At 70.6% G+C, this 24,505-nt stretch carries 19 protein-coding genes and 1 tRNA gene; 14 read left to right on the top strand and 6 right to left on the bottom strand.

Features of this window, described 5'->3' with window-relative positions; translation table 11 throughout:
• Positions 1-27 precede the first annotated feature (27 nt).
• The 3 genes from ACP4E5_RS26290 to ACP4E5_RS26300 form a co-directional block, all read right to left on the bottom strand.
• Complete coding sequence (locus ACP4E5_RS26290; RefSeq protein ID WP_425832747.1) at positions 28-1,719, bottom strand: penicillin-binding transpeptidase domain-containing protein; 1,692 nt, start codon at positions 1,717-1,719, stop codon at positions 28-30.
• Between the two features lie 134 nt (positions 1,720-1,853).
• Entirely contained in the window at positions 1,854-3,485 is a 1,632-nt protein-coding gene (locus tag ACP4E5_RS26295; protein ID WP_425832749.1) for a penicillin-binding transpeptidase domain-containing protein, read from the bottom strand.
• A gap of 126 nt (positions 3,486-3,611) precedes the next feature.
• Entirely contained in the window at positions 3,612-5,375 is a 1,764-nt protein-coding gene (locus tag ACP4E5_RS26300; protein WP_425832751.1) for a dolichyl-phosphate-mannose--protein mannosyltransferase, read from the bottom strand.
• Between the two features lie 63 nt (positions 5,376-5,438).
• Here ACP4E5_RS26300 and rsmI point away from each other — a divergent pair, with 63 nt between their 5' ends.
• The 10 genes from rsmI to ACP4E5_RS26350 all read left to right on the top strand — a co-directional run bounded on the left by rsmI (position 5,439) and on the right by ACP4E5_RS26350 (position 17,295).
• Positions 5,439-6,332 carry a 16S rRNA (cytidine(1402)-2'-O)-methyltransferase gene (gene rsmI / locus ACP4E5_RS26305; RefSeq protein WP_425832753.1) on the top strand — a complete coding sequence of 298 codons (894 nt, stop codon included), beginning with the start codon at positions 5,439-5,441 and terminating at the stop codon, positions 6,330-6,332.
• Between the two features lie 198 nt (positions 6,333-6,530).
• Complete coding sequence (locus tag ACP4E5_RS26310; RefSeq protein ID WP_425832755.1) at positions 6,531-6,968, top strand: hypothetical protein; 438 nt, start codon at positions 6,531-6,533, stop codon at positions 6,966-6,968.
• 36 nt (positions 6,969-7,004) lie between these two features.
• A complete protein-coding gene (locus ACP4E5_RS26315; RefSeq protein ID WP_425832757.1) occupies positions 7,005-7,883 on the top strand; it encodes a TatD family hydrolase in 879 nt (292 codons plus the stop codon).
• A 163-nt stretch (positions 7,884-8,046) separates the two neighbouring features.
• On the top strand, positions 8,047-9,321 hold the full coding sequence (locus ACP4E5_RS26320; RefSeq protein ID WP_425832759.1) for a ubiquitin-like domain-containing protein: 1,275 nt from the start codon (positions 8,047-8,049) through the stop codon (positions 9,319-9,321).
• An 812-nt stretch (positions 9,322-10,133) separates the two neighbouring features.
• Positions 10,134-11,000 carry a 16S rRNA (adenine(1518)-N(6)/adenine(1519)-N(6))-dimethyltransferase RsmA gene (gene rsmA, locus ACP4E5_RS26325; RefSeq protein WP_425832761.1) on the top strand — a complete coding sequence of 289 codons (867 nt, stop codon included), beginning with the start codon at positions 10,134-10,136 and terminating at the stop codon, positions 10,998-11,000.
• Positions 10,997-11,896: a 4-(cytidine 5'-diphospho)-2-C-methyl-D-erythritol kinase gene (locus tag ACP4E5_RS26330; RefSeq protein ID WP_425832763.1), complete on the top strand. Its 900-nt coding sequence runs from the start codon at positions 10,997-10,999 to the stop codon at positions 11,894-11,896. The genes rsmA and ACP4E5_RS26330 overlap by 4 nt, the downstream gene beginning before the upstream one ends.
• Before the next feature lie 687 nt (positions 11,897-12,583).
• Positions 12,584-14,392 carry an ABC-F family ATP-binding cassette domain-containing protein gene (locus ACP4E5_RS26335; protein WP_425832765.1) on the top strand — a complete coding sequence of 603 codons (1,809 nt, stop codon included), beginning with the start codon at positions 12,584-12,586 and terminating at the stop codon, positions 14,390-14,392.
• A 195-nt stretch (positions 14,393-14,587) separates the two neighbouring features.
• Complete coding sequence (locus ACP4E5_RS26340; protein ID WP_425832767.1) at positions 14,588-16,246, top strand: outer membrane protein assembly factor BamB family protein; 1,659 nt, start codon at positions 14,588-14,590, stop codon at positions 16,244-16,246.
• 237 nt (positions 16,247-16,483) lie between these two features.
• A complete protein-coding gene (locus ACP4E5_RS26345; RefSeq protein WP_425832769.1) occupies positions 16,484-17,173 on the top strand; it encodes a helix-turn-helix transcriptional regulator in 690 nt (229 codons plus the stop codon).
• Positions 17,174-17,222: 49 nt separating this feature from the next.
• Positions 17,223-17,295, top strand: a tRNA-Arg gene (locus ACP4E5_RS26350).
• A 138-nt stretch (positions 17,296-17,433) separates the two neighbouring features.
• Here ACP4E5_RS26350 and ACP4E5_RS26355 read toward each other — a convergent pair.
• Both ACP4E5_RS26355 and ACP4E5_RS26360 read right to left on the bottom strand, forming a co-directional pair.
• Positions 17,434-17,736: a hypothetical protein gene (locus ACP4E5_RS26355; protein ID WP_425832771.1), complete on the bottom strand. Its 303-nt coding sequence runs from the start codon at positions 17,734-17,736 to the stop codon at positions 17,434-17,436.
• Between the two features lie 18 nt (positions 17,737-17,754).
• Positions 17,755-19,437: a sodium:solute symporter family protein gene (locus ACP4E5_RS26360; protein ID WP_425832773.1), complete on the bottom strand. Its 1,683-nt coding sequence runs from the start codon at positions 19,435-19,437 to the stop codon at positions 17,755-17,757.
• Between the two features lie 247 nt (positions 19,438-19,684).
• On the opposite strand from ACP4E5_RS26360, the gene galT reads away from it, so the two are divergent.
• The 3 genes from galT to galK are packed head-to-tail and all read left to right on the top strand — an operon-like array spanning position 19,685 to position 22,938.
• Positions 19,685-20,749 carry a galactose-1-phosphate uridylyltransferase gene (gene galT / locus ACP4E5_RS26365; protein ID WP_425832775.1) on the top strand — a complete coding sequence of 355 codons (1,065 nt, stop codon included), beginning with the start codon at positions 19,685-19,687 and terminating at the stop codon, positions 20,747-20,749.
• The gene (gene galE / locus ACP4E5_RS26370) at positions 20,749-21,723 is read left to right on the top strand and encodes a UDP-glucose 4-epimerase GalE (protein ID WP_425832777.1); all 975 of its coding nucleotides are present in this window, start codon (positions 20,749-20,751) and stop codon (positions 21,721-21,723) included. Before galT ends, galE begins: the two co-directional genes overlap by 1 nt.
• Before the next feature lie 51 nt (positions 21,724-21,774).
• Entirely contained in the window at positions 21,775-22,938 is a 1,164-nt protein-coding gene (gene galK, locus ACP4E5_RS26375; protein WP_425832779.1) for a galactokinase, read from the top strand.
• A 34-nt stretch (positions 22,939-22,972) separates the two neighbouring features.
• Here galK and ACP4E5_RS26380 read toward each other — a convergent pair whose 3' ends face one another.
• Positions 22,973-23,449, bottom strand: a complete 477-nt coding sequence (locus ACP4E5_RS26380) for a GNAT family N-acetyltransferase (RefSeq protein WP_425832781.1) — start codon at positions 23,447-23,449, stop codon at positions 22,973-22,975.
• 290 nt (positions 23,450-23,739) lie between these two features.
• On the opposite strand from ACP4E5_RS26380, the gene ACP4E5_RS26385 reads away from it, so the two are divergent.
• The gene (locus ACP4E5_RS26385) at positions 23,740-24,489 is read left to right on the top strand and encodes a LuxR C-terminal-related transcriptional regulator (RefSeq protein WP_425832783.1); all 750 of its coding nucleotides are present in this window, start codon (positions 23,740-23,742) and stop codon (positions 24,487-24,489) included.
• Positions 24,490-24,505 lie beyond the last annotated feature (16 nt).

A 24,505-nucleotide genomic window follows, 5' to 3' on the forward strand; every position in this document is an offset into this window, starting at 1 on the left:
GCTGTACGTGTACGGGGCACGCGAGCCCTATTCCCCGGAGCCCGCCAGCAGCATCTCGCGGACGACCGGACCCGCCGAGTCGCCACCGTGCCCACCCTGCTGCACCACGGCCGCCGCCGCGAGGTCCCCGCGCCACGCCGTGAACCAGCCGTTGGGGTCCTTCTGACCGTCGACCTCCGCCGAACCGGTCTTCGCGCCCATGTCGGAGCCGAGCCCGGACATCGGCTTCACGGCCGTACCGGCGATCGCCGTGTAGTGCATCAACTCCCGCAGCTTCGAGGCCGTCGACGCGGAGATCGGCTTCGACGCCTTCGCCAGCGTGCGCCCGTCGAAGTCGGGCGACACCAGGTACGGCTGGTGGAAGGCGCCCGCCTTCACGGTCGCCGCCACCGACGCCATGTTCAGCGGGTTCATCCGCACGCCGCCCTGCCCGATCAGCGAGGCCGCCATCTGCGCGTCCGACATCACCGGCACCGCGCCGTCGAAACTAGGCACCCCGATCGACCAGTTGTTCATGCCGAGGCCGAAGACGGACTGCGCCTGCTTGGTCAGCGAGTCGTTGTCGAGCTTCGGCGCCTGGCTGATGAAGGCCGTGTTGCAGGACGCGGCGAAGCTCGCCTTGAACGTGCCGTCCTTGATCTGGAACTTGTCGTCGTTCTGGAACTTCCAGTGCCCGTACGTGAAGTACTTCGGGCACGGATGCTTCTTGTCGACGTCCGTGATCTTCTTGTCGAGCAGCATCGACGCCGTGATGACCTTCATCGTCGAGCCGGGCGCGAGCGAGCCCTGGAACGCCGTGTTGAACCCGGGGTTGGAGTTCGCCACCGCCAGGATCTCCCCGGTCGACGGCTTCACGAGCACGACCGAGGCCTTCTTGCGCGACTTCACCTGGCTCTCGGCCTCGGCCTGCAGCGTCGGGTCGAGCGTGGTCTTCACCGTGCCCGGCGTGCCCTTGGAGAGCGTGAGCAGCGTCTTGTCGGGCAGCGCGTTCTTGTCCTCGGACTTCTTCCCGGACTTCCCGCGCACGACGCGCAGTTCGACGCCGGCGGTGCCACCCGCCTTCTTCCCGTACTTCTCGCGCAGACCGTCCACGATGGTGCCGATCGACGGGTACTTCTTCGCGTCCAGCTCGTTGCCGGCCCGGTCGACGGCCTTGACCGGCGGATCGCCCGCCTCACCCGTCTCCAGGTGGTCGCCGTCCTTCAAGTCCGGGTGCACCACGGAGGGTTGCCAGTCGACGAGGACCTTGCCGTCGCTCTTGCGGCGCTCGGCGGTCAGCGAGGAGTCGTACGCGAAGGGCTCGCTCAGCTTCTCGTACTCGACGGTCGACGTGACGTGGAAGGGGACCTGTGCGCCCTTGCGGGTGCCGGGCGCGAGCTTCAGGCCGGTGAGGTGGGCGTCCTTGGTGACATCGGCGAGCGCCTTCTTCGCGGCCGCCGCGTCGTTCGTGTACGCGGCGGCCTTCGCGGTGTCGCCCCGCTGCCAGGCGGTGAGGAAGCCGTCGGCGACGGTCCGTACCTCCTTGGCGGTCGGCGGGCCCTTCGGGATCTCGGGCTTGTCGTCCGCGGCGGCCGAGGTGCTGCTCGCCGGGTCACCGCTCCCGATCAGCGCGTACGCGCCGACGCCTGCCCCGATGACGGCGACGGCGGCGACGCCACCGATCACCAGGGCGTTCGTGTTGCGCCGCGTCTCACCGCGACGCTTGCCTCTGCTGCCCACCTGAGTCCTCCGGAGATCTACGGGTGGCCCAGGGTACGGGGTGGTCCTGAGCGCACTTTCCGTAGGACTGAACGACGTGGTAGAGCCTGGCGATGCGTGCATTCACCGCCAGGCGTCACAGAGGCGTAGAGGACCTACGCTCCCGCCCGTAGTACCGCCGCGACGAGCGGCCCCGCCGCGTCTCCGCCGTGCCCGCCGCGCGGCACCGTCGCGGCCGCCGCGATGTCTCCGCTGTAGCCCGCGAACCAGGAGTTGGCGTCGCCCTGGCCGTCGACCTCCGCGGAGCCCGTCTTCGCGCCCTTGTCACCGGGCACATCCGCCATGGCCGCGGCGGCGGTGCCGCTGGTCGCGGTCAGCCGCATCATCTGCCGCAGCTGGGCGGAGGTTCCGGGCCGCAGACCCCGCGCCGTGGCCAACGGGTCCTCGTCGACCTTCCGGGAGACGAGGACCGGCTGGTGGAACGTCCCGGTGATGGCGGTCGCCGTGACCGACGCCATGTTCAACGGGTTCATCTTGACCTTGCCCTGGCCGATCATCGCGGCCGCGTCGTCGGAGTTCCCCGGCAGCTCCACCGAACCGTCGCGGGAGACGATCCCCGTCTTCCAGTCCTTGCCGATGCCGAACCGGTCCTTCACCTCGGTGGCGAACTTCTGGGCGCCCAGGTCGTCGGAGAGCTTGATGAAGGCGGTGTTGCAGGAGCGGGCGAAGCTGTCGGCCAGCGTCGCGTTCCCGTTCGCCCGCATGCCCTGGAGGTTGTGGAAGGTCTGGCTCAGCGCGACGGCCGAATCGGGGCAGGGCGCGGGCCCGTTCGCGGAGGTCACGCCGTTGTCGATGAGCGCCGCCGCGGTGAGGATCTTCATCACGGAGCCGGGCGCGGTGCCGCCCTGGAACGCCGCGTTGAACTCGCCCTTCGCCTGGTTGGCGACCGCGAGCACCTCACCGGTGGACGGCTCGATCGCCACCACCGACGACTCCGGGTACTTCTTCACCGCCTGCTCGGCGGCCGCCTGCGCGGTCGCGCTGATCGTCGTACGCAGCTTGCCGGGCCTGCCCTTGGCGAGGGTGAGGAGGCTCTTCGCGGTGCTCGTCTCCCCGTTCGCGTCGGTGTGCTCCACGTACGTCTCGATGCCGGGCGAACCCCCGGCGGAATCCCCGTACTTGGCGCGCAGCTCGTCCAGGACCGGGCCGAGCGACGGGTACGTGTCCTTGGTCAGCACGGTGCCGTCGCGGCCCACGGCCTCGATCGGGGGCGAGGGCGCCTCGCCGGTGACGAGCGTGTCGCCCTTCCCCATCGACGGGTGCACCACGGACGGCGACCAGTCGACGAGCGCCCGCCCGGTGGTCTGCCCGCGCACGACCGTGAGCGACGAGTCGTACGACATGGTCCGCGTCTTCTTGCCGTACGCGACGGTGGCCCTGACGTGGAAGGCGACCTTCGCGCCGTCCGCCCTCGTGGGCGTCAGCTCGGTGTGTGTGACGTGCGCCTTGTCGTGCCAGTCCTCGAGGACGCTCATCGCGTTGTCGGCGTAGTCCGTGAGCCGCGCCGCGGCCGCCGGATCGTTCTTCGCCCACGCCGCGAGGAAGTCCTCCGACGTCTCCTTCACCTCGTCGCCGGACGGCGGCCCCGACTTGTGCTCCGAATCCTGCGACGACACGGTGTTCCCGCCCGTGACCGCCGTGACGAGGTTGTACCCCCCGTACCCCGCACCACCGACCATGACGGCGAACACCCCGCCGACGATGCCGATCTTGACCCCCTTGCGCATGACGCGCTCCCCTCCCCAGGTATACGAGAGGGACTGTAAGCACGGCGAGTGCACCAAGGAACGCGAGTTCTTCAGATGATGTCCGAAGGTGTCCGGATTGAGATCACAAAGCTGACCGAAACCGACTCACACCCAGGTATCCAGCCACATCCGTGAACGCCACGAGTCGACCGGGATCGCGTCGCCCGTGTAGATCGGCCAGAAATAGATGAAGTTCCAGGCGATGAGCAGCACCAGGCCGCCCGCGGCCGCCGCGCCGATCACCCGCCGGCGCTCCGGTGAGCCCGGTTTGCCGATGATCGCGCCGAGCATCATCGCGAGGGCCAGGCAGAGGAACGGGGCGAAGACGACCGCGTAGAAGTAGAAGATCGTCCGCTCCTGGTAGTTGAACCAGGGGAGATAGCCCGCCGCGACGCCGCACAGGATCGCGCCCGCCCGCCAGTCGCGGCGGAAGAACCAGCGCCACAGCACGTACAGGAGCGCGAAGCAGGCAGCCCACCACAGCAGCGGCGTGCCGAGCGCGAGGACCTCGCGGGCGCACTTCTCGGTGGCGTCGGTGGGGCAGCCCTGCGCGCCCGGCTTCGGCGACTCGTAGAAGTACGAGACCGGGCGGCCGTCGACGAGCCAGCTCCACGGGTTGGACTGGTAGGTGTGCGGCGAGCTGAGCGTAGTGTTGAAGTTCCACACCTCGTGCTCGTAGTGCCACATGCTGCGCACCCAGTCCGGCAGCCAGCTCCAGCCGCCGCCCTTGCCGTCGGTCACCGCCCAGTTGCGGAAGTAGCCGCCGGTGCCGTCGTCGGGGGAGAGGATCCAGCCGAGCCAGGACAGGACGTACGTGGCGACGGCCACGGGGACGGTCGAGACGAACGCCGGGACGACGTCCCGCCTCAGCACCGCGCGGTAGGGGCGCTCGGCGCCCGCCACCCGCCGGGAGCCCACGTCCCACAGGACCGACATCAGGGCGAAGGCGGCCAGGAAGATGAAGCCGTTCCACTTCGTGGCGGCGCCGAGCCCGAGGCACAGTCCGGCAAGCAGCCGCCAGGGGCGCCGGCCGAGGCGCAGCGTCGCCGCGACCTCGGCGTCGGGGTGCGGCAGCCCGTGCTCGTCCACGGGCAGCGCGGCGGCCAACTGCCCGCGCGTGCGCTCCCGGTCGAGGATCAGACAGCCGAACGCGGCCACCACGAAGAAGACGAGCACCGAGTCGAGCAGCGCGGTGCGGCTCATCACGTACGAGAGCCCGTCGACGGCGAGCAGCGCGCCCGCCAGGCAGCCGAGAAACGTGGAGCGGAAGATGCGGCGGCCGATCCGGCAGACCATGAGCACGCACAGCGTGCCGAGGACCGCCGTCATGAACCGCCAGCCGAACGGGTCGAACCCGAACATCCACTCGCCGATACCGATGACGTACTTGCCCACCGGCGGATGCACGACGTACGAGGCGTCGTGCGGGATCGGTACGTGTCCGCCCGTGGCGAGGATCTTGTCGTTGGCGTCCTTGGGCCAGTTCACCTCGAAGCCGCGGTGGATGAGCGCCCACGCGTCCTTCGCGTAGTACGTCTCGTCGAATATCACCGCCTTCGGGCTGCCCAGGTTCCAGAACCTGGCGAGACCCGCGACGAGCGTGACGAGCAGCGGCCCGACCCAGCCGACGATCCGCTCCGCCTGAGCGGCGGTGAACCGGCTCAGCCCGAAGGACGCCCACAGGCGGCCCCCGAGCGGCGGGAACGGCGGCACCAGGTGCGTGCCCACGGCACCGTCTCTGGCCTGCGCCCGGTATCCGAACCTGCGCAGCCCGCGCAGCCACGACGACTGCGGCGGCTCCGCGGTGGCGGCCTGTTCGGTCGGTGCGCTGGTCGGAGTCGCCCCGGACGACGACGCGGTACTGGTCACGCGCGCCATCGTAGGGAACCCGACTGTGCGAGTCCCGCGGCCCGCCCCTGCGAGGATGGATCCGTGACAGGAACCGCAGAATCCGCAGAATCCGCTGAGGGCACCGGAACCCTCGTGCTCGCGGGCACCCCGATCGGCGACGTGTCGGACGCGCCGCCGCGGCTCGCCCAGGAGCTGGCAAACGCCGATGTCGTCGCCGCCGAGGACACCCGGCGCATGAAGCGGCTGACACAGGCGCTCGGGGTGCAGGTCGGCGGGCGTGTCGTGTCGTACTTCGAGGGCAACGAGTCGGCGCGCACGCCGGAGCTCGTCGAGGCGCTCGCCGGAGGGGCGCGGGTACTGCTCGTGACGGACGCGGGCATGCCGTCCGTGTCCGACCCCGGGTACCGCCTGGTCGCGGCCGCCGTCGAGCGGGACATCCGCGTCACGGCCGTGCCAGGACCCTCCGCCGTGCTCACCGCCCTCGCGCTCTCCGGGCTCCCCGTCGACCGCTTCTGCTTCGAGGGCTTCCTGCCGCGCAAGGCGGGCGAGCGGCTCTCCCGCCTCAAGGAGGTCGCGCAGGAGCGCCGCACCCTCGTCTACTTCGAGGCCCCGCACCGGCTCGACGACACCCTCGTCGCGATGGCCGAGGCCTTCGGCGAGGACCGTCGCGCCGCCGTGTGCCGTGAGCTCACCAAGACGTACGAAGAGGTGAAGCGCGGCCCCCTGAAGGCGCTCGCCGAGTGGGCCGCCGAGGGCGTGCGCGGCGAGATCACGGTCGTCGTCGAGGGCGCGCCGGAGAAGTCCGCCGACGACCTCACCCCCGCTGAGCTGGTGCGCAGGGTTCAGGTCCGCGAAGAGGCCGGGGAGCGCCGCAAGGAGGCGATCGCCGCGGTGGCCGCCGACGTGGGGCTGCCCAAGCGCGAGGTGTTCGATGCCGTGGTGGCGGCAAAGAATGCGGCGCGGACAGCCCCATAAGGGCGTAAAGGACTAACCTGAAAAGCAAAGCGAAGACCGCGCGCCAGGCCCGTTTCGGCAGGGAAAGGCCAAATCGGATCCAATAGTCGACAGGGCTTTTGCGCTCGGCCCGGCGGAGGCGTCCACTGGTTGAAGGGGACGTACCCGTCCCCACGCTGCCGCAGGGCAGCGTTTGTCCAGCGTGCAAGAGGAGCTGGCATGAGCGAGTTCGCAGTCTCCAAGACAGCCATTGGTGCGCAGACGCCCCCGGTCCCGAATCGCAGCGCGGCGATATCCATCGCCCACGAGTCGTATTCCTTCGCCTGCATGCGGTGCGGGCACGGCTGGGAGCAGTCCTACGAGATCGAGCACCACGTCGACGGGGAGGGTGCGGAGTTCGTGATGTACGTGGTCGAGGGCGAGCGGGTGCCGTCGCCGCTGACCAGGCCCACCTGCGTGAACTGCGAGGGCCACGTCGTGCGCATCATGCGCGCGGGGCGGGTCTCCTCCGCCCGTGACGCGTTGCAGCACCACAGCACCCCGCAGGCGGGCCCCGTGGAGGTGCCGGAACCGGACGCGGCGGAGCGCGAAGGGCACCACCACTGGCACCTGTCCGACCTGCTGCACCCCTTCAGCCACCACAAGCGGGACGAGTGAGGCCGGCTTCGTAGGACGGATTCGTAAGATCGGGGCATGAGCCCCAGCACCAAGGACGTCACCCCGCCGCCGCTGCCCGTGCCTCTGGAGATCGAGGTCGCCGACTCGCACACCCATCTGGACATGCAGGCGGGCAGCGTGGAGGAGGGCCTCGCCAAGGCGGCGTCGGTGGGCGTGACCACGGTCGTCCAGGTGGGCTGCGACCTCGCGGGTTCGCGGTGGGCGGCCGACACGGCGGAGGCCTTCGAGGCCGTGCACGCGACCGTCGCCCTGCACCCCAACGAGGCGCCGCGCATCGTGCACGGCGACCCCGACGGATGGTCCCGGCAGGGCGCGCGCGAAGCCCTCGGTGACGCCGGGCTCGACGAGGCCCTCGCCGAGATCGACCGGCTCGCCGCCCTCCCGCACGTGAAGGGCGTCGGCGAGACGGGCCTCGACCATTTCCGTACGGGACCCGAAGGCAAGGCCGCGCAGGAGCGCTCGTTCCGCGCCCACATCGAGATCGCCAAGCGGCACGGCAAGTCGCTCGTCATCCACGACCGTGAGGCGCACGCCGATGTGCTACGCGTCCTGAAGGAGGAGGGCGCGCCCGAGCGCACCGTCTTCCACTGCTACTCCGGCGACGCGGACATGGCCCAAATCTGCGCGGAGAACGGCTACTTCATGTCGTTCGCGGGGAACGTGACGTTCAAGAACGCGCAGCCGCTGCGCGACGCGCTGGCGGTGGCACCGTCCGAACTGGTCCTCGTCGAGACCGACGCGCCCTTCCTCACGCCCGCCCCGTACCGCGGTCGGCCTAATGCCCCGTATCTCATTCCGGTCACGCTGCGCGCCATGGCCGAGGTCAAGGGCGTCACGGAGGAAGCCCTCGCGACGTCGGTCTCCGCCAACACCGCGCGTGCCTTCGATTACTGAGCGATAACGGTCACGGGCGCTCGCGTCCGCTCACCTTCGGGCAAAGTCGCCACGCAGAGTGACAGTGCAGCTTTGGAGAGTGACGGCCGCTCCGCTAGGTTCTGCTCTCCCGATCCGCCCCTCCCCGGGGGCCGGACAGCTGTGAGTGCCTGGAGCGTTCGTCGTGAGCATTACGCCGCAGGAGACGTACGAGCGGGATGAGCCGCACGGGACGTACGAGACTTACGAGGCGTGCGAGCCGTACGAGGCGTACGAGGCGTACGAGGCGGAGACGCAGGTCATCTCCTCCGCGCCGACCGGTGGCCGGGCCGCCGCCCGGCGTGCCGCACGCCGCAGGAAGACGGCGCAGCGCCCCGAGGCGCTGCGCAGGCTGCTGCCGCAGGCGCTCGTCGTCGCGTTCCTCGCGGGCGGCACGTCCGCCTTCGTCGCCGACGACAAGGCGATCCACCTCAGCGTCGACGGCAAGGAGCGCACCCTGCACACCTTCGCCGACGACGTCACCGAACTCCTCGCCGACGAGGGCGTGGACGTCGGCGACCACGACGTCGTGGCACCCGGCGAGCAGGCCGAACTGGCCAGCGGGGACGAGGTCGCGGTCCGCTACGGGCGCCCCGTCCGGCTCACCCTCGACGGGCAGCGCCGCGAGGTGTGGACGACGGCGCAGACCGTGCACGGGGCGCTCAGGCAGCTCGGGGTGCGGGCGGAGGGCGCGTACGTCTCTGCCTCGCGCTCCCAGCGCATCGCCCGCCACGGTCTCGACCTCGACGTACGCACCGAACGCAGCGTCACGATCATGGCCGACGGCAACCGCCGCACCATCCGCACGAACGCGGCGACCGTGGGCGAGGCCGTTCGGGACGCGGGCGTCACGCTGCGCGGGCAGGACACCACGTCGGTGCCGCAGAGCAGCTTCCCGCGCGACGGGCAGGTCATCACGGTGATGCGGGTGACGGGGGAGAGGGAGGTCCGTGAGGAACCGATCCCCTACGCGACCGAACGCACCGAGGACGCCTCGCAGTTCCAGGGCACGGAGGTCGTCACGCGGGCCGGTGAGCCGGGCATGAAGCGGGTCACGTACTCGGTGCGCACCGTCAACGGGGTCAGGATGAAGCCGCGGCGGGTGCGGCAGGAGGTCGTACGGGAGCCGCGTACGCAGCAGGTCAGGGTCGGTACGAAGCCGATGCCGACGTCCGTGGCCGGGGCGGATTCCCTCAACTGGTCGGGCCTCGCCGCGTGTGAGTCGGGCGGGCGGCCGGATGCGACGGACGCGACCGGTACCTACGGGGGCCTCTACCAGTTCGACACCCAGACGTGGCAGAGCCTCGGCGGCTCGGGGCGCCCCCAGGACGCACCTGCGTCGGAGCAGACCTACCGCGCGAAGAAGCTGTACGTGTCGCGGGGGTCGACCCCGTGGCCCCATTGCGGCGCGCGTCTGTAGCGGTGGCAGTGGCACGCGGCACCGGCGTTGCGCCCACGGGGCTCTGCCCCGGCCCCCGCGCCTCAATCGCCGGCGGGGCTCAATCTTGCTCACCCGGTGCTGGGGGCGTACTTACCCATCCGGCGCTGGGGCTGAGGTGGCCACTCGGGGCTGGGGGCGGATGTGGCTGCCGGGTGCGGGGGCTGATGTGGCTGTCGGGTGCTGGGGCTGATGTGCTCGCTCCCCGCCGGGGCTGACGTGCCACCCGGCGCGGGGGCTGAGGTGGCCACCCGCCGTAGGGGCTTGACGGGGCCACCCGCCGTAGGGACTGACGTACCCACCCGCCGTAGGGGCTTGACGGGGCCACCCGCCGTAGGGACTGACGTACCCACCCGCCGTGGGGGCTTGACGTACCCACCCGCCGTGGGGTGCTGATTTGCCGGCGCGGCGCGGCTTGATGTGCCCCCGCTCACCTCCCACCACCCGCCCCCTCCGGGGGCGCCGGCCCGACGGGGTGCCGGCACCGCCTTGGGCAATCTGCCGCCTTGGGCGGCAGGGTGGGCAAGGCGGCGCCACGGTGCCGCGCAACACGTGCCGGTGGCCACAGCCACGGGTCGGCGAGACCCCGGGGCCGCGCAACACTTGCGATGGCCGCAGTCACGGGGCGGCGAGGCCACGGCGCGGCGTAACGCTTGCGGTGGCCGCGGCCACGGGGCGGTGAGGCCGACCGTGCCGCGCAAAGTTTGCGGTGGCCGCGGCCACGGGGCGGTGAGGTCACGGTGGCGTGGAGCAGGGGCGGAAGGGGGAGGTGTGGGCACGGCTACCCTTGAACGGTGAGTACCAGTGAGCCTCAGGGCCCCCTCCTCGGCGCCGCGGACATCCGCGAACTCGCCGCGGCGCTGAACGTCCGGCCGACCAAACAGCGCGGCCAGAACTTCGTCATCGACGCCAACACCGTCCGCCGCATCGTCCGCACCGCGGAAGTGACCGAGGACGACGCCGTCGTAGAGGTGGGACCCGGCCTCGGCTCGCTCACCCTCGCCCTCCTCGAGGCGGCCCGCCACGTCACGGCCGTGGAGATCGACGACGTACTCGCCGCGGCCCTCCCCGCCACCATCGCGGCCCGCCTCCCGGCCAAGAAGGACGCCTTCGACCTCGTCAACATCGACGCGATGCAGGTCACCGAGCTCCCCGGCCCGGCCCCCACCGCCCTCGTCGCGAACCTTCCGTACAACGTCGCGGTCCCCGTACTGCTCCACATGCTGGAGAGTTTCCCGACCATCGAGCGGACCCTCGTGATGGTGCAGGCGGAGGTCGCCGACCGGCTCGCCGCCGGGCCCGGCTCCCGGGTCTACGGCGTCCCGTCCGTGAAGGCCAACTGGTACGCGGAGGTCAAGCGCGCCGGCAGCATCGGCCGCAACGTCTTCTGGCCCGCCCCGAACGTCGACTCCGGCCTCGTCTCCCTCGTGCGCCGCACCGAGCCGATCCCCACCACCGCGACCCGGCAAGAGGTCTTCGCGGTCGTCGACGCCGCCTTCGCCCAGCGACGCAAGACGCTGCGCGCGGCGCTCGCCGGGTGGGCGGGTTCGGCGCAGGCCGCCGAGGAGGCGCTCGTCGCGGCGGGCGTCTCCCCGCAGGCGCGCGGCGAGGCCCTCACCGTCCACGAATTCGCCCGCATCGCGGAGGCCAAGCAGCAGTGACAGCGACATCGGTGACCGTACGCGTACCGGCCAAGGTCAACGTCCAGCTCGCGGTCGGCGGCGCCCGCCCCGACGGCTTCCACGACCTGGCGAACGTCTTCCTCGCCGTCGGCCTCTACGACGAGGTGACGGTGTCGGAGGCGGACTCCTTCGCGCTCACCTGTACGGGCCCCGGCGCCGACCAGGTGCCCCTGGACCGTACGAACCTGGCGGCACGCGCCGCGTTCGCGCTGGCGGAGCGGCACGGCCTCGGTGAACCGGCCGTACGGATCCACATCGCCAAGGACATCCCGGTCGCCGGGGGCATGGCGGGCGGCTCGGCGGACGCGGCGGGTGCGCTGCTCGCCTGCGACGCGCTCTGGGGCACGAAGGCCTCCCGAGAAGAACTCCTCGACATCTGCGCCGAGTTGGGCAGCGACGTGCCGTTCAGCCTGGTCGGCGGTGCGGCGCTCGGTACCGGGCGGGGCGAGAAGCTCGAACCCCTCGAGGTGGGAGGGGAGTTCTGGTGGGTGTTCGCGGCAGCGGACGGTGGGCTCTCCACGCCGGCGGTGTACCGCGAGTTCGACCGCCTCAGCCCCGAGGCGCCCGAGCCCGTCGCCGCGCCCGCGCTTCTGGAGGCGCTGCGCACCGGTGACGTCGAGGCGCTCGCGGCCACGGTCACCAACGACCTGCAGCCCGCCGCGCTCTCCCTCTTCCCGTCCCTGAAGGACACCCTCGACGCCGGTACGTCGGCGGGAGCGCTGGCCGCACTGGTCTCGGGCTCGGGCCCGACGACCGCGTTCCTCGCGGCGGACGAGCCGACAGCCCGAGCGGTGGCCGCGGCCGTCACCACCTCGACCCTGTGCCGCACGGCCCACGTGGCCCCGTCCCCGGCCCCAGGCGCCACACTCCTCTGACCCCCACGCCGACCGCCACGCGCCCCCGCGGCCTCACCACTCCGTGTCCACGGCCCCCGCAAGCGCTACGCGACGCCGTGGCCTCACCACTCCGCGCCTGCGGCCGTCGGAAGTGTTGCGTGGCACCGGGGTCTCGCCGACCCGTGGCCGCGGCCACCGGCACGTGTTGCGCGGCACCGGGGCGCCGCCTTGCCCACCCTGCCGCCCAAGGCGGCAGATTGCCCAAGGCGGTGCCGGCACCCCGTCGGGCCGACGCCCCCGGAGGGGGCGGGTGGTGGGAGGTGAGCGGGGGCACATCAAGCCGCGCCGCGCCGGCAAATCAGCACCCCACGGCGGGCAGGCACATCAGTCCCCACGGCGGATGGCCACGTCAAACCCGACGGCGGGTGGGCACGTCAGTCCCTACGGCGGGTGGCCCCGTCAAGTCCTCACGGCGGGTGGCCACCTCAGCCCCTGCGGCGGGTGGGTACGTCAGTCCCTACGGCGGGTGGCCACCTCAGCCCCAGCGCCGGATGGGTAAATACGCCCCCAGCACCGGGTGAGCAAGATTGAGCCCCGCCGGCGATTGAGGCGCGGGGGCCGGGGCGGAGCCCCGTGGCGTGGGAACGGGTGACCGGCACCCTCGGTGGGCCGACTACGCTTGAAAGTCGGCCCACCCCCGCGGCCCACCCCCCGGAGCGGAGCGAAATGGCAGTCAATCTGGTCAACGTCGAGAACGTCTCGAAGGTCTACGGCACCCGTGCCCTCCTCGACGGCGTCTCCCTCGGCGTACAGGAAGGCGACCGGATCGGCGTCGTGGGACGCAACGGAGACGGCAAGACCACCCTCATCCGGATGCTCGCCAAGCTGGAGGAGTCCGACACCGGACGCGTCACCCACAGCGGCGGCCTCCACCTCGGCGTACTCACCCAGCACGACTCGCTCGACCCCGCGGCCACCGTCCGCCACGAGGTCATCGGCGACATGGCCGACCACGAGTGGGCCGGCAGCGCCAAGATCCGCGACGTGCTCACGGGCCTCTTCGGCGGCCTCGACCTGCCCGGCTTCCCGCAGGGCCTGGACACCGTGATCGGCCCGCTCTCCGGCGGCGAGCGGCGCCGTATCGCGCTCGCGAAGCTGCTCATCGCCGAGCAGGACCTGATCGTCCTCGACGAGCCGACGAACCACCTCGACGTCGAGGGCATCGCCTGGCTCGCCCAGCACCTGCGCTCCCGCCGCTCCGCCCTCGTCTGCGTCACGCACGACCGCTGGTTCCTCGACCAGGTCTGCACCCGCATGTGGGACGTGCAGAAGGGCGACGTCTACGAGTACGAGGGCGGCTACTCGGACTACGTGTTCGCGCGCGCCGAGCGGGAGCGGATCGCCGCGACCGAGGAGGCCAAGCGGCAGAACCTGGTCCGCAAGGAGCTGGCCTGGCTGCGCCGCGGCGCCCCCGCCCGCACCTCCAAGCCGCGCTTTCGCGTGGAGGCGGCCAACGAGCTGATCGCCGACGTCCCGGAGCCGCGCGACAAGAGCGAGCTGATGAAGTTCGCGAACGCCCGGCTCGGCAAGACCGTCTTCGAGCTGGAGGACGTGACGGTCACCGCGGGACCGAAGATGCTGCTCAAGCATCTGACCTGGCAGCTCGGCCCCGGCGACCGCGTCGGCCTGGTCGGTGTGAACGGCGCGGGCAAGACGTCCCTGCTGCGCGCCCTCGACGAGGCCGCCCGCAGCCAGGGCGACGTCCAGCCCGCCGCCGGGAAGATCATCGTGGGCAAGACGGTACGGCTCGCGTATCTCTCGCAGGACGTGACCGAACTCCCTGCCTCCCTCCGCGTACTGGAGGCCGTGCAGCAGGTCCGCGACCGCGTCGACCTCGGCAAGGGCCGCGAGATGACCGCGGGCCAGCTGTGCGAGCAGTTCGGCTTCGCGAAGGACAAGCAGTGGACGCCGGTCGGCGACCTGTCCGGTGGCGAGCGCCGCCGCCTCCAGATCCTCCGCCTCCTCATGGACGAGCCGAACGTCCTGTTCCTCGACGAGCCGACGAACGACCTGGACATCGAGACGCTGACGCAGCTGGAGGACCTGCTCGACGGGTGGCCCGGCTCGATGGTCGTGATCTCCCACGACCGGTTCTTCCTGGAGCGCACCACCGACAACACGTACGCCCTGCTCGGCGACGCCACGCTGCGGATGCTGCCGCGCGGTGTCGACGAGTACCTGGAGCGCAGGCAGCGGATGATCGAGGCCGCGTCCCCGGCCCCCGCGGCGGCCCCGGCCGCGGCCGAGAAGGCGGGTCCCTCCGCGGCCGACGTGCGCGCCGCGAAGAAGGAACTCCAGAAGATCGAGCGGCAGATGGACAAGATCTCCGAGAAGGAGGGCAAGCTCCACACGCAGATCGCCGACAACGCCACCGACTTCGGAAAGGTCGCGAAGCTCGACGCCGAGCTGCGTGATCTGGTCGCGCAGCGCGAGGAGTTGGAGATGCGCTGGCTGGAACTCGCCGAGGACGCGTGAGCCGGGGCCTGCCTGTCGGACGTGCCTGTCGGACGCGGGTGCCGGACATGGGTGCCGGACGTAAGTGGCGGGCCTGAGTGACAGCCGTGGGTGACAGACGCGGGTGATAGAAAAGGGCCGCCGGTACGACAACGTGCGATCCGGCCCACGGCGACTGGCCTTGCCGAAACTCAACGTCCCCGAGGTACCCAGGTCATGACCCAGCCACCCCCGCCCCGACCGCCGAACGAGCCCCCGTCCCCGCAGGGCGGATTCGGCGCCCCACCGCCCATGCCGCCGTACACCGCTCCCGGCTACGGCACCCTGCGCTCACCGCTCCCGCCCGAGTCCCGGGGCCGCCCGGGGCAACAGCCGTACGAGCAGCAGCACCCGTACGGCCACCACCAAGAGCAGCCGCCCACCCGCAAGAAGGTGCCGCCGATCGCGCTCGTCATCGGCGCCGCGGTCGTGGCCATCGCGCTGATCGTCGGCGGCGGCGTCCTCTACTTCTCGACGTCCGGCGGGGACGCCCCCGGGGCCGGCAGCTCGGACGCCGCGGACGGCGACAAGGGTGGTGACGGCTTCGGCGGGCCCGAGGAAGAGGTCCCGGCCGATCCGTCGGCCAGGACGGCGCTGCGGCTGCCCGCGCCGAAGGTGGCGAAGCGGCAGGTGGACAACGTCCGTGGGTCCTGGCTGACCGACCGGACGTACGCCAAGGCGGGCCTGAACCAGCTCGCCGGGTACGACGCCGCGAGCGGGAGGAAGACCTGGACGCTCCCGCTGTCGGGCCAGACGTGCGCGGGGACCGACAGCGTCAACGACGACGGGCTCGCGGCCGTGGTCAGCGAGGACGCCAAGCGGTCCAGGGACAACAGGCCCAGGCCGTGCACGCGGATCACGGTCTTCGACGTCAACACCGGGCACAAGGTCTGGTCGCAGACCGTGCGGCAGGGCACCAAGGACCGGCGGTTCGAGGAGCTCTCCTTCTCGGGCAACACCCTTGCCGTGGGCGGCGGTTTCGACGGCGGCGCCGCCTTCGACGTCAAGTCGGGCCGCATCCTCTGGCAGCCCGACACCGGAACCTGCCAGGACATGGGCTACCGCGGCGGCACGCGCCTCGTCGCCGTCCGCAAGTGCGGCGCGTACGGCGACGAGCGGTACGAGGTGCAGCTCCTCGACCCGACGACGGGCGGGCCCAGGTGGTCCTACGCGATCGCCACCGGCCCGACGGCGGTGAAGGTCCTGTCCACCAAGCCGGTCGTGGTCGGGATCGGGACCGGCGGAAATTCGACAGGCACGATCAACAGCATCCTCACCGTGGACGACCGCGGAAAACTGATGTCGAAGATCGCCCTCGATCCCAAGAAATTCGACTTCGCCTGCGAGGCCGGAAAGATCGAGGGCTGCGCGAAGACTGCGGTGGGCAACGGGCGCGTGTACCTCGCGACCCGACAGCACACCGTTCCCGGGAACTCAGGGACTTCGGAGAACTCCGGTGACGTCGGCATGACCAACGAGATCGTTTCGTACTCCCTGGAAACCGGGAAGCGCACCGGCGACCGCGTCGAGGGCGGTGACCACAGCATCTTCCCGGTGCGCATGGACGGCGGGAACATCCTCGCGTTCAAGACCGGCGCCTATGACAAGGGCAGCGCGATGGTCACGATCGACCCCACGACCATGAAGCAGCGGACCCTCCTCGAGACCCCGGCCACGCCCGCCGTCCGGGAGGCGATCGGCAGCATGGCGCCGGGACAGGCGAGCTCCGAACTCCATTATTCCAAAGGCAGGTTGTTCCTCGGGAGCCCGGTGATCAGCGCTCCTTACGGGAAGGACGACAAACGCTTCACGGCGCTCGGATTCACCACAGGCTGAAAACCGCCGCGGGCCGCTCCAGGGGCGCTGACTTTGCGATTTCTGTACCCCCAATCATCCCTCAATGCACTGGATTTCAGCATTCAGGGCCGCTTCTGGCCGGTAGGGGGCGCGCAACCTCGAACAAGCGTGTAGCTTCCGGGGGATGAAGGAGGACGGGGAGTCGGGGGGCTTGCCTGTCCTTGGGGGGCCCGGGGGTTCGCGGGGACGCCCGGGGTCGATTGGGGGGTTGGCTCGATGGGAGTGCGGCTGATGGTGGTCGACGACCACCGACTGCTGGCCGAGGCGTTGGCCTCGGCCCTGAAGCTGCGCGGGCACCGGGTGCTCGCCGCTGCCGCACCGGCGGCCGGAGCGGCGGACCTGGTCATCTCGCGGGCGCCCGAGGTCTGCCTCCTGGGCACGGCGACACCCGCGGAGCCCGGCACCTTCGACCCGGTGATCCGCATCAAACGCGAGCGCCCGCAGGTGGCGGTGGTGGTACTCGGCCCCGTTCCCTCGCCCAGAGGCATCGCGTCGGCCTTCGCGGCCGGCGCCTCCGGCTACGTACGGCACGACGAGCGCATAGAGGGCGTCGAGCGCGCCCTGATGAAGGCGCGGGCGGGGGAGGCGGCGGTGGCCCCCGCGCTGCTCCAGGGCGCGTTCGGTGAATTACTCAACCCGGCCGCCCAACCGGACGACGAGGGGCAGCGGTTGCTCCAGATGCTCACGCCGCGCGAGGTCGAGGTCCTGGTGCGGGTCGCGGACGGCGAGGACACGCGGCTCATCGCCGCCGGCATGGGCATCGCCCCGTCCACGGCCCGTACGCATGTGCAGCGCGTCCTGATGAAGCTGGGCGTCGGCTCGCGCCTGGAGGCGGCGGCGCTCGCCGCGCGCACGGGCCTGCTGGACCGGGCGGGCCCGGTGGGCTCGCCCGAACCGGAGTCCTGAGCTATAGTTGATCTTGCGTTGGTCGCCGCAACTCGCGGTGAACGACCGTGCGTTGGTGGTCCAAGGAAAGACGTCCCGCTTCCTGCGGGGAGATGCAGGTGCAAGGCCTGCCCGGCGCTCCACAAGGACAAGGCCCGTTCCGCTTCGGCGGAACGGGCCTTGTGCGTTGTGCGGCGCGCTTGCCGCGAAGTGGCCGAAGAGCCGGAGCCCACCGCTCTCCCAAGTGGTGGGCTCCGGCTCCGGTTTGCGGGGGAGGCGCGTTACTCGGACGCCTCCGCCAGTTCCTCGGCGGACGGCGGTTCCGTCGGGCGCAGCTTCATCCAGACCAGGAAGAACACTCCGAGGATCAGCATGCCGATGCCGGTCCACAGGTTGATGTTGATGTCCTGGGCCTTCTTGAGGTCGGCGTCGGACGCCGTGAAGCCGGCGATCGTGACGATCACGCCGTACACCACGAAGAGGCCGCCGATGATGCGTCGCACGTCGAAGAGGCGGGCCGCCGTCGCCGACTTGGCCTCGAGCTCCTTCACTTCCTCGACGTGCTGGTTCATTTCGTCGCTCATGTCGTGTTACCTCGGACCTCAGAAGGAGAACGGGATGTAGCAGATGACGGCGAGGACGATCGCTCCCCAGCCCAGCAGGGCCGGCTTGCGGTACCAGGCGTCGTCACCCTCGGCCGGCGGCTCCTCCATGCCCGGCGACTTCGTGCCGTACACGAGACCGGCCAGCTCCTCGGCGGGCTTGGACTTGGTGCAGAGCGTGACCACGAACATCACCACGGCGCCGACCACGAAGGCGACGATCGACGAGACGAAGTTGGCGCCCTGGTCCGAGGGGATCGAGATGACGCCCTGCTTGTAGAACCAGAAGTAGTTCACCATCGCGGCCACGGTGCCGGAAAGCAGGCCCCAGAAACCGGCGGCGGGCGTCGTGCGCTTCCAGAACATGCCGATGATGAAGACCACGAACAGCGGGACGTTGAAGAACGAGAACAGCGTCTGCAGGTAGTTCATGATGTTGCTGAAGCTGCCCGCGATGAACGCGGTGCCCATGCCGATCACGACGCCGACGGCGGTGACGACGCGGCCCGTCTGCAGGTAGTACCGGTCGCTGTGGCCCTTCTTGACGTACGCGCCCCAGATGTCGTTGGTGAACACCGTGTTGAAGGACGAGACGTTGGCCGCCATGCCCGCCATGAAGGCGGCGAGCAGACCCGTCACCGCGATGCCGAGGACACCGTTGGGCAGCAGGTCGCGCATGAGGACCGGAATGGCGTCGTTGTACTGGAGGCCGCCCGAGGACTTGCCGATGGACGGCTCCATGACCAGGGCGATCAGGCCGGGGATCACGACGACCATCGGGATGAGGATCTTCGGGAACGCGGCGATCAGCGGGGTGCGCTTGGCGGCGGAGAGGTTCTTCGCGGACAGCGCGCGCTGCACCTCGGCGAAGTTCGTCGTCCAGTAGCCGAAGCTCATCACGAAGCCGAGGCCGAGCACGATGGTCAGCCAGTTGGCGCCGAGCGGGTTGGCGTCACCGATGCCCGTGCCCTGCCACGCGGTCATGAACGAGGAGCCGTGTGAGCTGGACAGCGAGTCCGAGATGCCGTCCCAGCCGCCGACGCGCTTGAGGCCGACGATGGTCAGCGGGATGAGCGCGGCGAGGATGACGAAGAACTGCAGGACCTCGTTGTAGATCGCCGAGGAGAGCCCGCCGATCGTGATGTACGCGAGGACGAAGAGGCCCGCGATGACGATCGCCACCCACTGCGGCCAGCCGAGCAGCGCCTGGAGGACCAGGGCCATCGCGTACAGGTTGACGCCCGCGATCAGCACCGAGGAGACGGCGAAGATGATCGAGGAGAGCAGGTGGGACGAGGGCCCGAAGCGGTGCAGCAGGAACTCGGGGACCGAGCGCACCTTCGACGAGTAGTAGAAGGGCATCATCACCAGGCCGAGGAAGACCATGGCGGGGATGGCGCCGATCCAGTACCAGTGCACCGTGTAGAGGCCGTACTGCGCCCCGTTGGCCGCCATGCCGAGGAGCTCGGTGGCACCCAGGTTCGCGGCGACGAACGCGAGACCGGTGACCCAGGCGGGCAGGGAGCGCCCGGACAGGAAGAAGTCCAGGCTGGTCTTCACGGAGCGGCGGGCGGCGAAGCCGATGCCCAGGACCACGACGAAGTAGATCGCCATGATCGCGTAGTCGAGGCCGTTGGTAGGCAGCCGAAGCCCCTCGGCCAGGGTGGTTGTGGGGGACAGCATGTAGATCTCGCTTCGTTGCGCGAACTGAAACAGTCCGGAACCTACGCCTCCGGCTTCAATAAGTGAACAGTTCGCATGATGTTCTTTGTTGGATTGTGATCGAGACCTCGCCCGGAGTGCTCGCGAGAGCACAGAAAGCGCACAGTCGGACGCGCCCGGGGCGGGAGCGCTTTCCCTTGACGCCACTGTTGGCTTATGCTTTGTTGTGTTTGGTTCTGTTTGGTTGGTGTGATGAGGAGCATCGGACGTGAAGAAGACGTCGACCCGGCTCGCCGACGGTCGTGAGCTCATCTATTACGACTCGCGCGACGACGTCGTCCGGGACGCGGCCGACCGCCGCCCCCTCGACCGCACGGTCACCACGTCCGAGGTGCGGCGCGACCCGCTGCTCGGCGACTCCGTGGCGATCGCCTCGCACCGCCAGGGCCGCACGTACCACCCGCCGGCCGACGAGTGCCCGCTGTGCCCCTCCGAGGGCGAGCGGCTGAGCGAGATCCCCGACTCCTCGTACGACGTCGTGGTCTTCGAGAACCGCTTCCCCTCGCTCGCCGGGGACGCGGGCCGCTGCGAGGTCGTGTGCTTCACGTCCGACCACGACAAGTCCTTCGCGGACCTGACCGAGGAGCAGGCGGGCCTCGTCCTCGACGCGTGGACGGACCGCACCGCCGAGCTCTCCCACCTCGACTCCGTCGAGCAGGTTTTCTGCTTCGAGAACCGCGGCGCCGAGATCGGCGTCACCCTCGGCCACCCGCACGGCCAGATCTACGGCTACCCCTTCACCACCCCGCGCACGGCCCTGATGCTGCGCTCGGCCGCCGAGCACAAGGAGCAGACCGGCGGCCGCAACCTCTTCGCCGACGTGGTGGAGAAGGAGATCGAGGACGGTTCGCGGATCGTCCTCGACGGCGAGCACTGGGTCGCCTTCGTGCCCTACGCCGCCCACTGGCCGTACGAGGTGCACCTCTACCCCAAGCGCCAGGTCCCGGACCTGCTCGCGCTCGACGAGGACGCACGCACAGAGTTCCCCAAGATTTATCTGGAACTCTTGAGGCGCTTCGACCGGATCTTCGGCGCGGACCAGCCGGTGACGCCGTACATCGCGGCCTGGCACCAGGCCCCGTTCGGCTCGCTGGACGAGTTCGAGGGCGTCAACCGCGATGACTTCGCGCTGCACCTCGAGCTTTTCACCGTCCGACGCACTTCCGGCAAGCTGAAGTTTCTCGCGGGTTCCGAGTCCGGCATGAGCGTGTTCATCAACGACGTGCCGCCGGAGACCGCGGCCGAGCGACTGCGAGAGGTAGCGAGCAAGTAATGGGTGAGACCGTTTCCAAGAAGTACCTGGTCACTGGCGGCGCCGGCTACGTCGGCAGCGTCGTCGCGCAGCACCTGATCGAGGCGGGCCACTCGGTCACCGTCCTCGACAACCTCTCCACCGGCTTCCGCGAGGGCGTGCCCGCGGGTGCCGCCTTCATCGAGGGCGACATCCGCGACGCCGGCAAGTGGCTCGACTCCTCCTACGACGCCGTGCTGCACTTCGCCGCGTTCTCGCAGGTCGGCGAGTCCGTCGTGAAGCCCGAGAAGTACTGGGCCAACAACGTCGGCGGCACGATGGAGCTGCTGGCCGCGATGCGCGCCGCGGACGTCCGCAAGCTCGTCTTCTCCTCGACCGCCGCCACATACGGCGAGCCGGTCAACACCCCGATCACGGAGTCCGACCCGACCGCGCCCACGTCCCCGTACGGCGCGTCGAAGCTCGCGGTCGACCACATGATCACGGGTGAGGCCGCCGCGCACGGACTGGCTGCCGTGTCCCTTCGGTACTTCAACGTGGCGGGCGCGTACGGCAGCTGCGGCGAGCGGCACGACCCGGAGTCGCACCTGATTCCTCTGGTGTTGCAGGTCGCCCAGGGCCGCCGCGAGGCCATCAACGTCTTCGGCGACGACTACCCGACGCCCGACGGCACCTGCATCCGCGACTACATCCACGTCGCCGACCTCGCCGAGGCCCACCTCCTCGCCGTGGACGCCGCCCAGCCCGGCGAGCACCTCATCTGCAACCTCGGCAACGGCAACGGCTTCTCCGTCCGTGAGGTCATCGAGACCGTCCGCCAGGTCACCGGGCACCCGATCCCCGAGGTCGTCGCCCCGCGCCGCGGCGGCGACCCGGCCGTCCTGGTCGCCTCCGCCGCCACCGCGCGCGAGCGCCTCGGCTGGAACCCGTCCCGCGCGGACCTCGCGGGAATCGTCGCCGACGCCTGGGAGTTCGCCCAGGCACGCGAGCAGTAGCCGCACCAGCGGTCGCAGCAGTAGTCACTACGAGGGTCAGGTAGCCAACTCATGTCCGTCGACGCCCAGTTCAAGGACCTGTACGGGTACGAGCCCGCCGGAGTGTGGGCGGCCCCCGGCCGCGTCAACCTCATCGGCGAGTACACCGACTTCAACGAGGGCTTCGTCATGCCGCTCGCGCTGCCGCACACCGCGGTCGCCGCGGCGGCCCCGCGCGAGGACGGCGTGCTGCGCCTGCACTCGGCCGACATCGACGCCCCGGTCGTGGAACTGCGCGTCGACGACCTGGCCCCCCTGTCGAAATACGGCCAGGGCGGCTGGGCCGCCTACCCGGCGGGCGTCGTCTGGGCGCTGCGCGAGGCGGGCCACACGGTCACCGGCGCGGACATCCACCTGGCCTCCACGGTCCCGACCGGCGCCGGCCTCTCGTCGTCGGCCGCCCTCGAGGTCGTGACCGCGTACGCGATGAACGACCTGTACGAACTCGGGCTCGACGGTGCCGAGTTGGCGGTGCTCGCGCAGCGCGCCGAGAACGCCTTCGTCGGCGTCCCGTGCGGCGTCATGGACCAGATGGCCTCGTCCTGCGCCACCGAGGGGCACGCCCTGCACCTCGACTGCCGCGACCTGTCGATCCGCCAGGTCCCCTTCGACCTGGCGGCCCAGGGCCTCCAGCTGCTCGTCGTCGACACCCGCGTCAAGCACGAGCTGGGCGACGGGGCGTACGCGGAGCGGCGCGCGGGCTGCGAGGAGGGCGCGCGCGTCCTCGGCGTCTCGCACCTCCGCGATGTCCCGTACGCCGAACTGGGCAGGTCCGTCGCGGAGTTGGAGCTGGCCGGGGTCGACGAGAAGGTGGTCCGCTACGTCCGCCACATCGTCACCGACGACCACCGCGTCGAGCAGGTCATCGAGCTGCTCGACGCCGGCGACGTGCGCGCCATCGGCCCGGTCCTCGTCCAGGGGCACGTCTCGCTCCGCGACGATCTGCGCATCTCCTGCCCGGAGTTGGACCTGGTCGTCGGCACGGCGATGGCGTCCGGCGCGCTCGGCGCGCGGATGACGGGCGGCGGCTTCGGCGGCTCGGCGATCGTCCTGGTCGAATCGGACGAGGCCGACACCGTGACGAAGGCGATCACCGCCGCCTTCGCGGAGGCCGGCTTCACGTCGCCGCGGGTCTTCCCGGCGGTGCCTTCGGCGGGAGCGCGCCGGGTGAGCTGAACCGGTCGACCGGGGAGCTTGATGGGTCCGGGTCTCACGCACCGGGGAGAGGAGTTCTTCCGATTCGCTTCGTCAGCGTGAACTCCTTGATGCCGGGCGGGTAGTCGGGGATCACGGACACCACGTCGTAGCCGTGCAGCCGGTAGAAGCCCGGGGCCTGGAAGTCCCACGTCTCGACGCGGGAGCCACGGCACGCGTGCTCCTCGTGCGCGAGGCGCTCCGCCTCCGCGAGGAGCCGGGAGCCGAGCCCCGCCCCGCGGTGCCGCTCGGCGACCCAGAGCAGATCCACGTGCAGCCAGTACGCCCACGTGTACGCGTCGAGCCCCGCCGCCAGTGTGCCGTCCTCGTCCAACACCCATACCTGGAGCGGGACATGCTGGTCGGCAGGGGTGCCGCGCAGCTCGCGGAGCTCCGGTGACGCCGCCGCGTTGGTCTCCCTCAGCAGCGAACGGAGCAGAAGGGCGCGCTCCTTGTCGACTTCTGTCTCGATGCGAAACATGCGCATCACCATAAACGCGCGGGACAGTCGCTGCTCCGCCAACCGCCAACCAGTTCTGCGAATTGACTTCCCCTGGGGGCCTTCGCCTCTAGTCTGAGGACAGCACCGGTGGGGGCCGGTGCCGATCAGGGGGCGAGACAGCCGGGTACGACGCCCGGAGCGGGGGTAGCGGTTCGGCACACGGCGGCGGCCGTGCGGCTCTGCGGCGACCCACACTTCGGGCGCCGTGCCCGCGTTGGCCGTCCCCCGGCGATGGGGTATCCCCTGCTCCGTAGCGGAGCTCGGGGAAGGGGGTAAATCACGTGGTACGTATCCGGGTCCTTGTAGTCGACGACCATCGCATCTTCGCCGAGTCGCTCGCCGCGGCGCTCGCCGCCGAGTCCGATGTCGACGTGTCGGCCGCCGGGAGCGGCCCCGCCGCTCTGCGCTGCCTCGACCGGGCGACCGCCGAGGGGCGCCGATTCGATGTGCTGCTGATCGACGCGGACCTGGGCGCGGCGTCGTTCCAGGGCATGCGCGCGCCGACGGTCGTGCCCGACAGTGCGGCGAAGGACGGCCTGGTCGATGGCATCTCCCTGGTGGCAGGCGTCCGTTCGGCCCAGCCCGCCGTACGTTCGGTGGTGCTCGCCGAGCGGGACGATCCGCGCCGCGCGGCGCTCGCCCTGCAGGCGGGGGCGTGCGGCTGGGTCGCCAAGGACTGTTCCCTGTCACGCCTGTTGACCGTCATACGGGGCGTACTGCGGGACGAGACGCATCTGCCGCCCGCGCTGCTCACGGGCGTACTGCGGGAGTTGACCGCGGCGCGCAAGCACCGAACCGAGTCCGAGCGGCTCGTCGAGTCCCTGACGCCCCGGGAGCGCGAGGTGCTGCGCTGCATGGTGGCCGGGCTCGGCCGCAAGGCGGTGGCGGAGCGGCTGTTCCTGTCCCCGCACACCGTGCGTACGCACATGCAGAACGTGCTGGGCAAGCTCGGCGTGCACTCGACGCTCGCGGCGGTCGCGCTCGCGCGCAGGGCGGGCGTGGGCCCGGTCGACTTGGAAGCGGCGAGCTGAGCCGCGATTCAAGCAG

The organism is Streptomyces fractus (genome assembly GCF_049844455.1).
Lineage (GTDB): Bacteria > Actinomycetota > Actinomycetes > Streptomycetales > Streptomycetaceae > Streptomyces > Streptomyces fractus.

Excerpts from the sequence above, each read along its gene's own strand:
- ACP4E5_RS26295 (WP_425832749.1), bottom strand. The coding sequence starts at position 3,485 with ATGCGCAAGGGGGTCAAGATCGGCATCGTCGGCGGGGTGTTCGCCGTC.
- ACP4E5_RS26310 (WP_425832755.1), top strand. The coding sequence starts at position 6,531 with ATGAGCGAGTTCGCAGTCTCCAAGACAGCCATTGGTGCGCAGACGCCC.
- ACP4E5_RS26315 (WP_425832757.1), top strand. The coding sequence starts at position 7,005 with ATGAGCCCCAGCACCAAGGACGTCACCCCGCCGCCGCTGCCCGTGCCT.
- ACP4E5_RS26335 (WP_425832765.1), top strand. The coding sequence starts at position 12,584 with ATGGCAGTCAATCTGGTCAACGTCGAGAACGTCTCGAAGGTCTACGGC.
- ACP4E5_RS26340 (WP_425832767.1), top strand. The coding sequence starts at position 14,588 with ATGACCCAGCCACCCCCGCCCCGACCGCCGAACGAGCCCCCGTCCCCG.
- ACP4E5_RS26345 (WP_425832769.1), top strand. The coding sequence starts at position 16,484 with ATGGGAGTGCGGCTGATGGTGGTCGACGACCACCGACTGCTGGCCGAG.
- ACP4E5_RS26355 (WP_425832771.1), bottom strand. The coding sequence starts at position 17,736 with ATGAGCGACGAAATGAACCAGCACGTCGAGGAAGTGAAGGAGCTCGAG.
- ACP4E5_RS26360 (WP_425832773.1), bottom strand. The coding sequence starts at position 19,437 with ATGCTGTCCCCCACAACCACCCTGGCCGAGGGGCTTCGGCTGCCTACC.
- galE (WP_425832777.1), top strand. The coding sequence starts at position 20,749 with ATGGGTGAGACCGTTTCCAAGAAGTACCTGGTCACTGGCGGCGCCGGC.
- galK (WP_425832779.1), top strand. The coding sequence starts at position 21,775 with ATGTCCGTCGACGCCCAGTTCAAGGACCTGTACGGGTACGAGCCCGCC.
- ACP4E5_RS26380 (WP_425832781.1), bottom strand. The coding sequence starts at position 23,449 with ATGGTGATGCGCATGTTTCGCATCGAGACAGAAGTCGACAAGGAGCGC.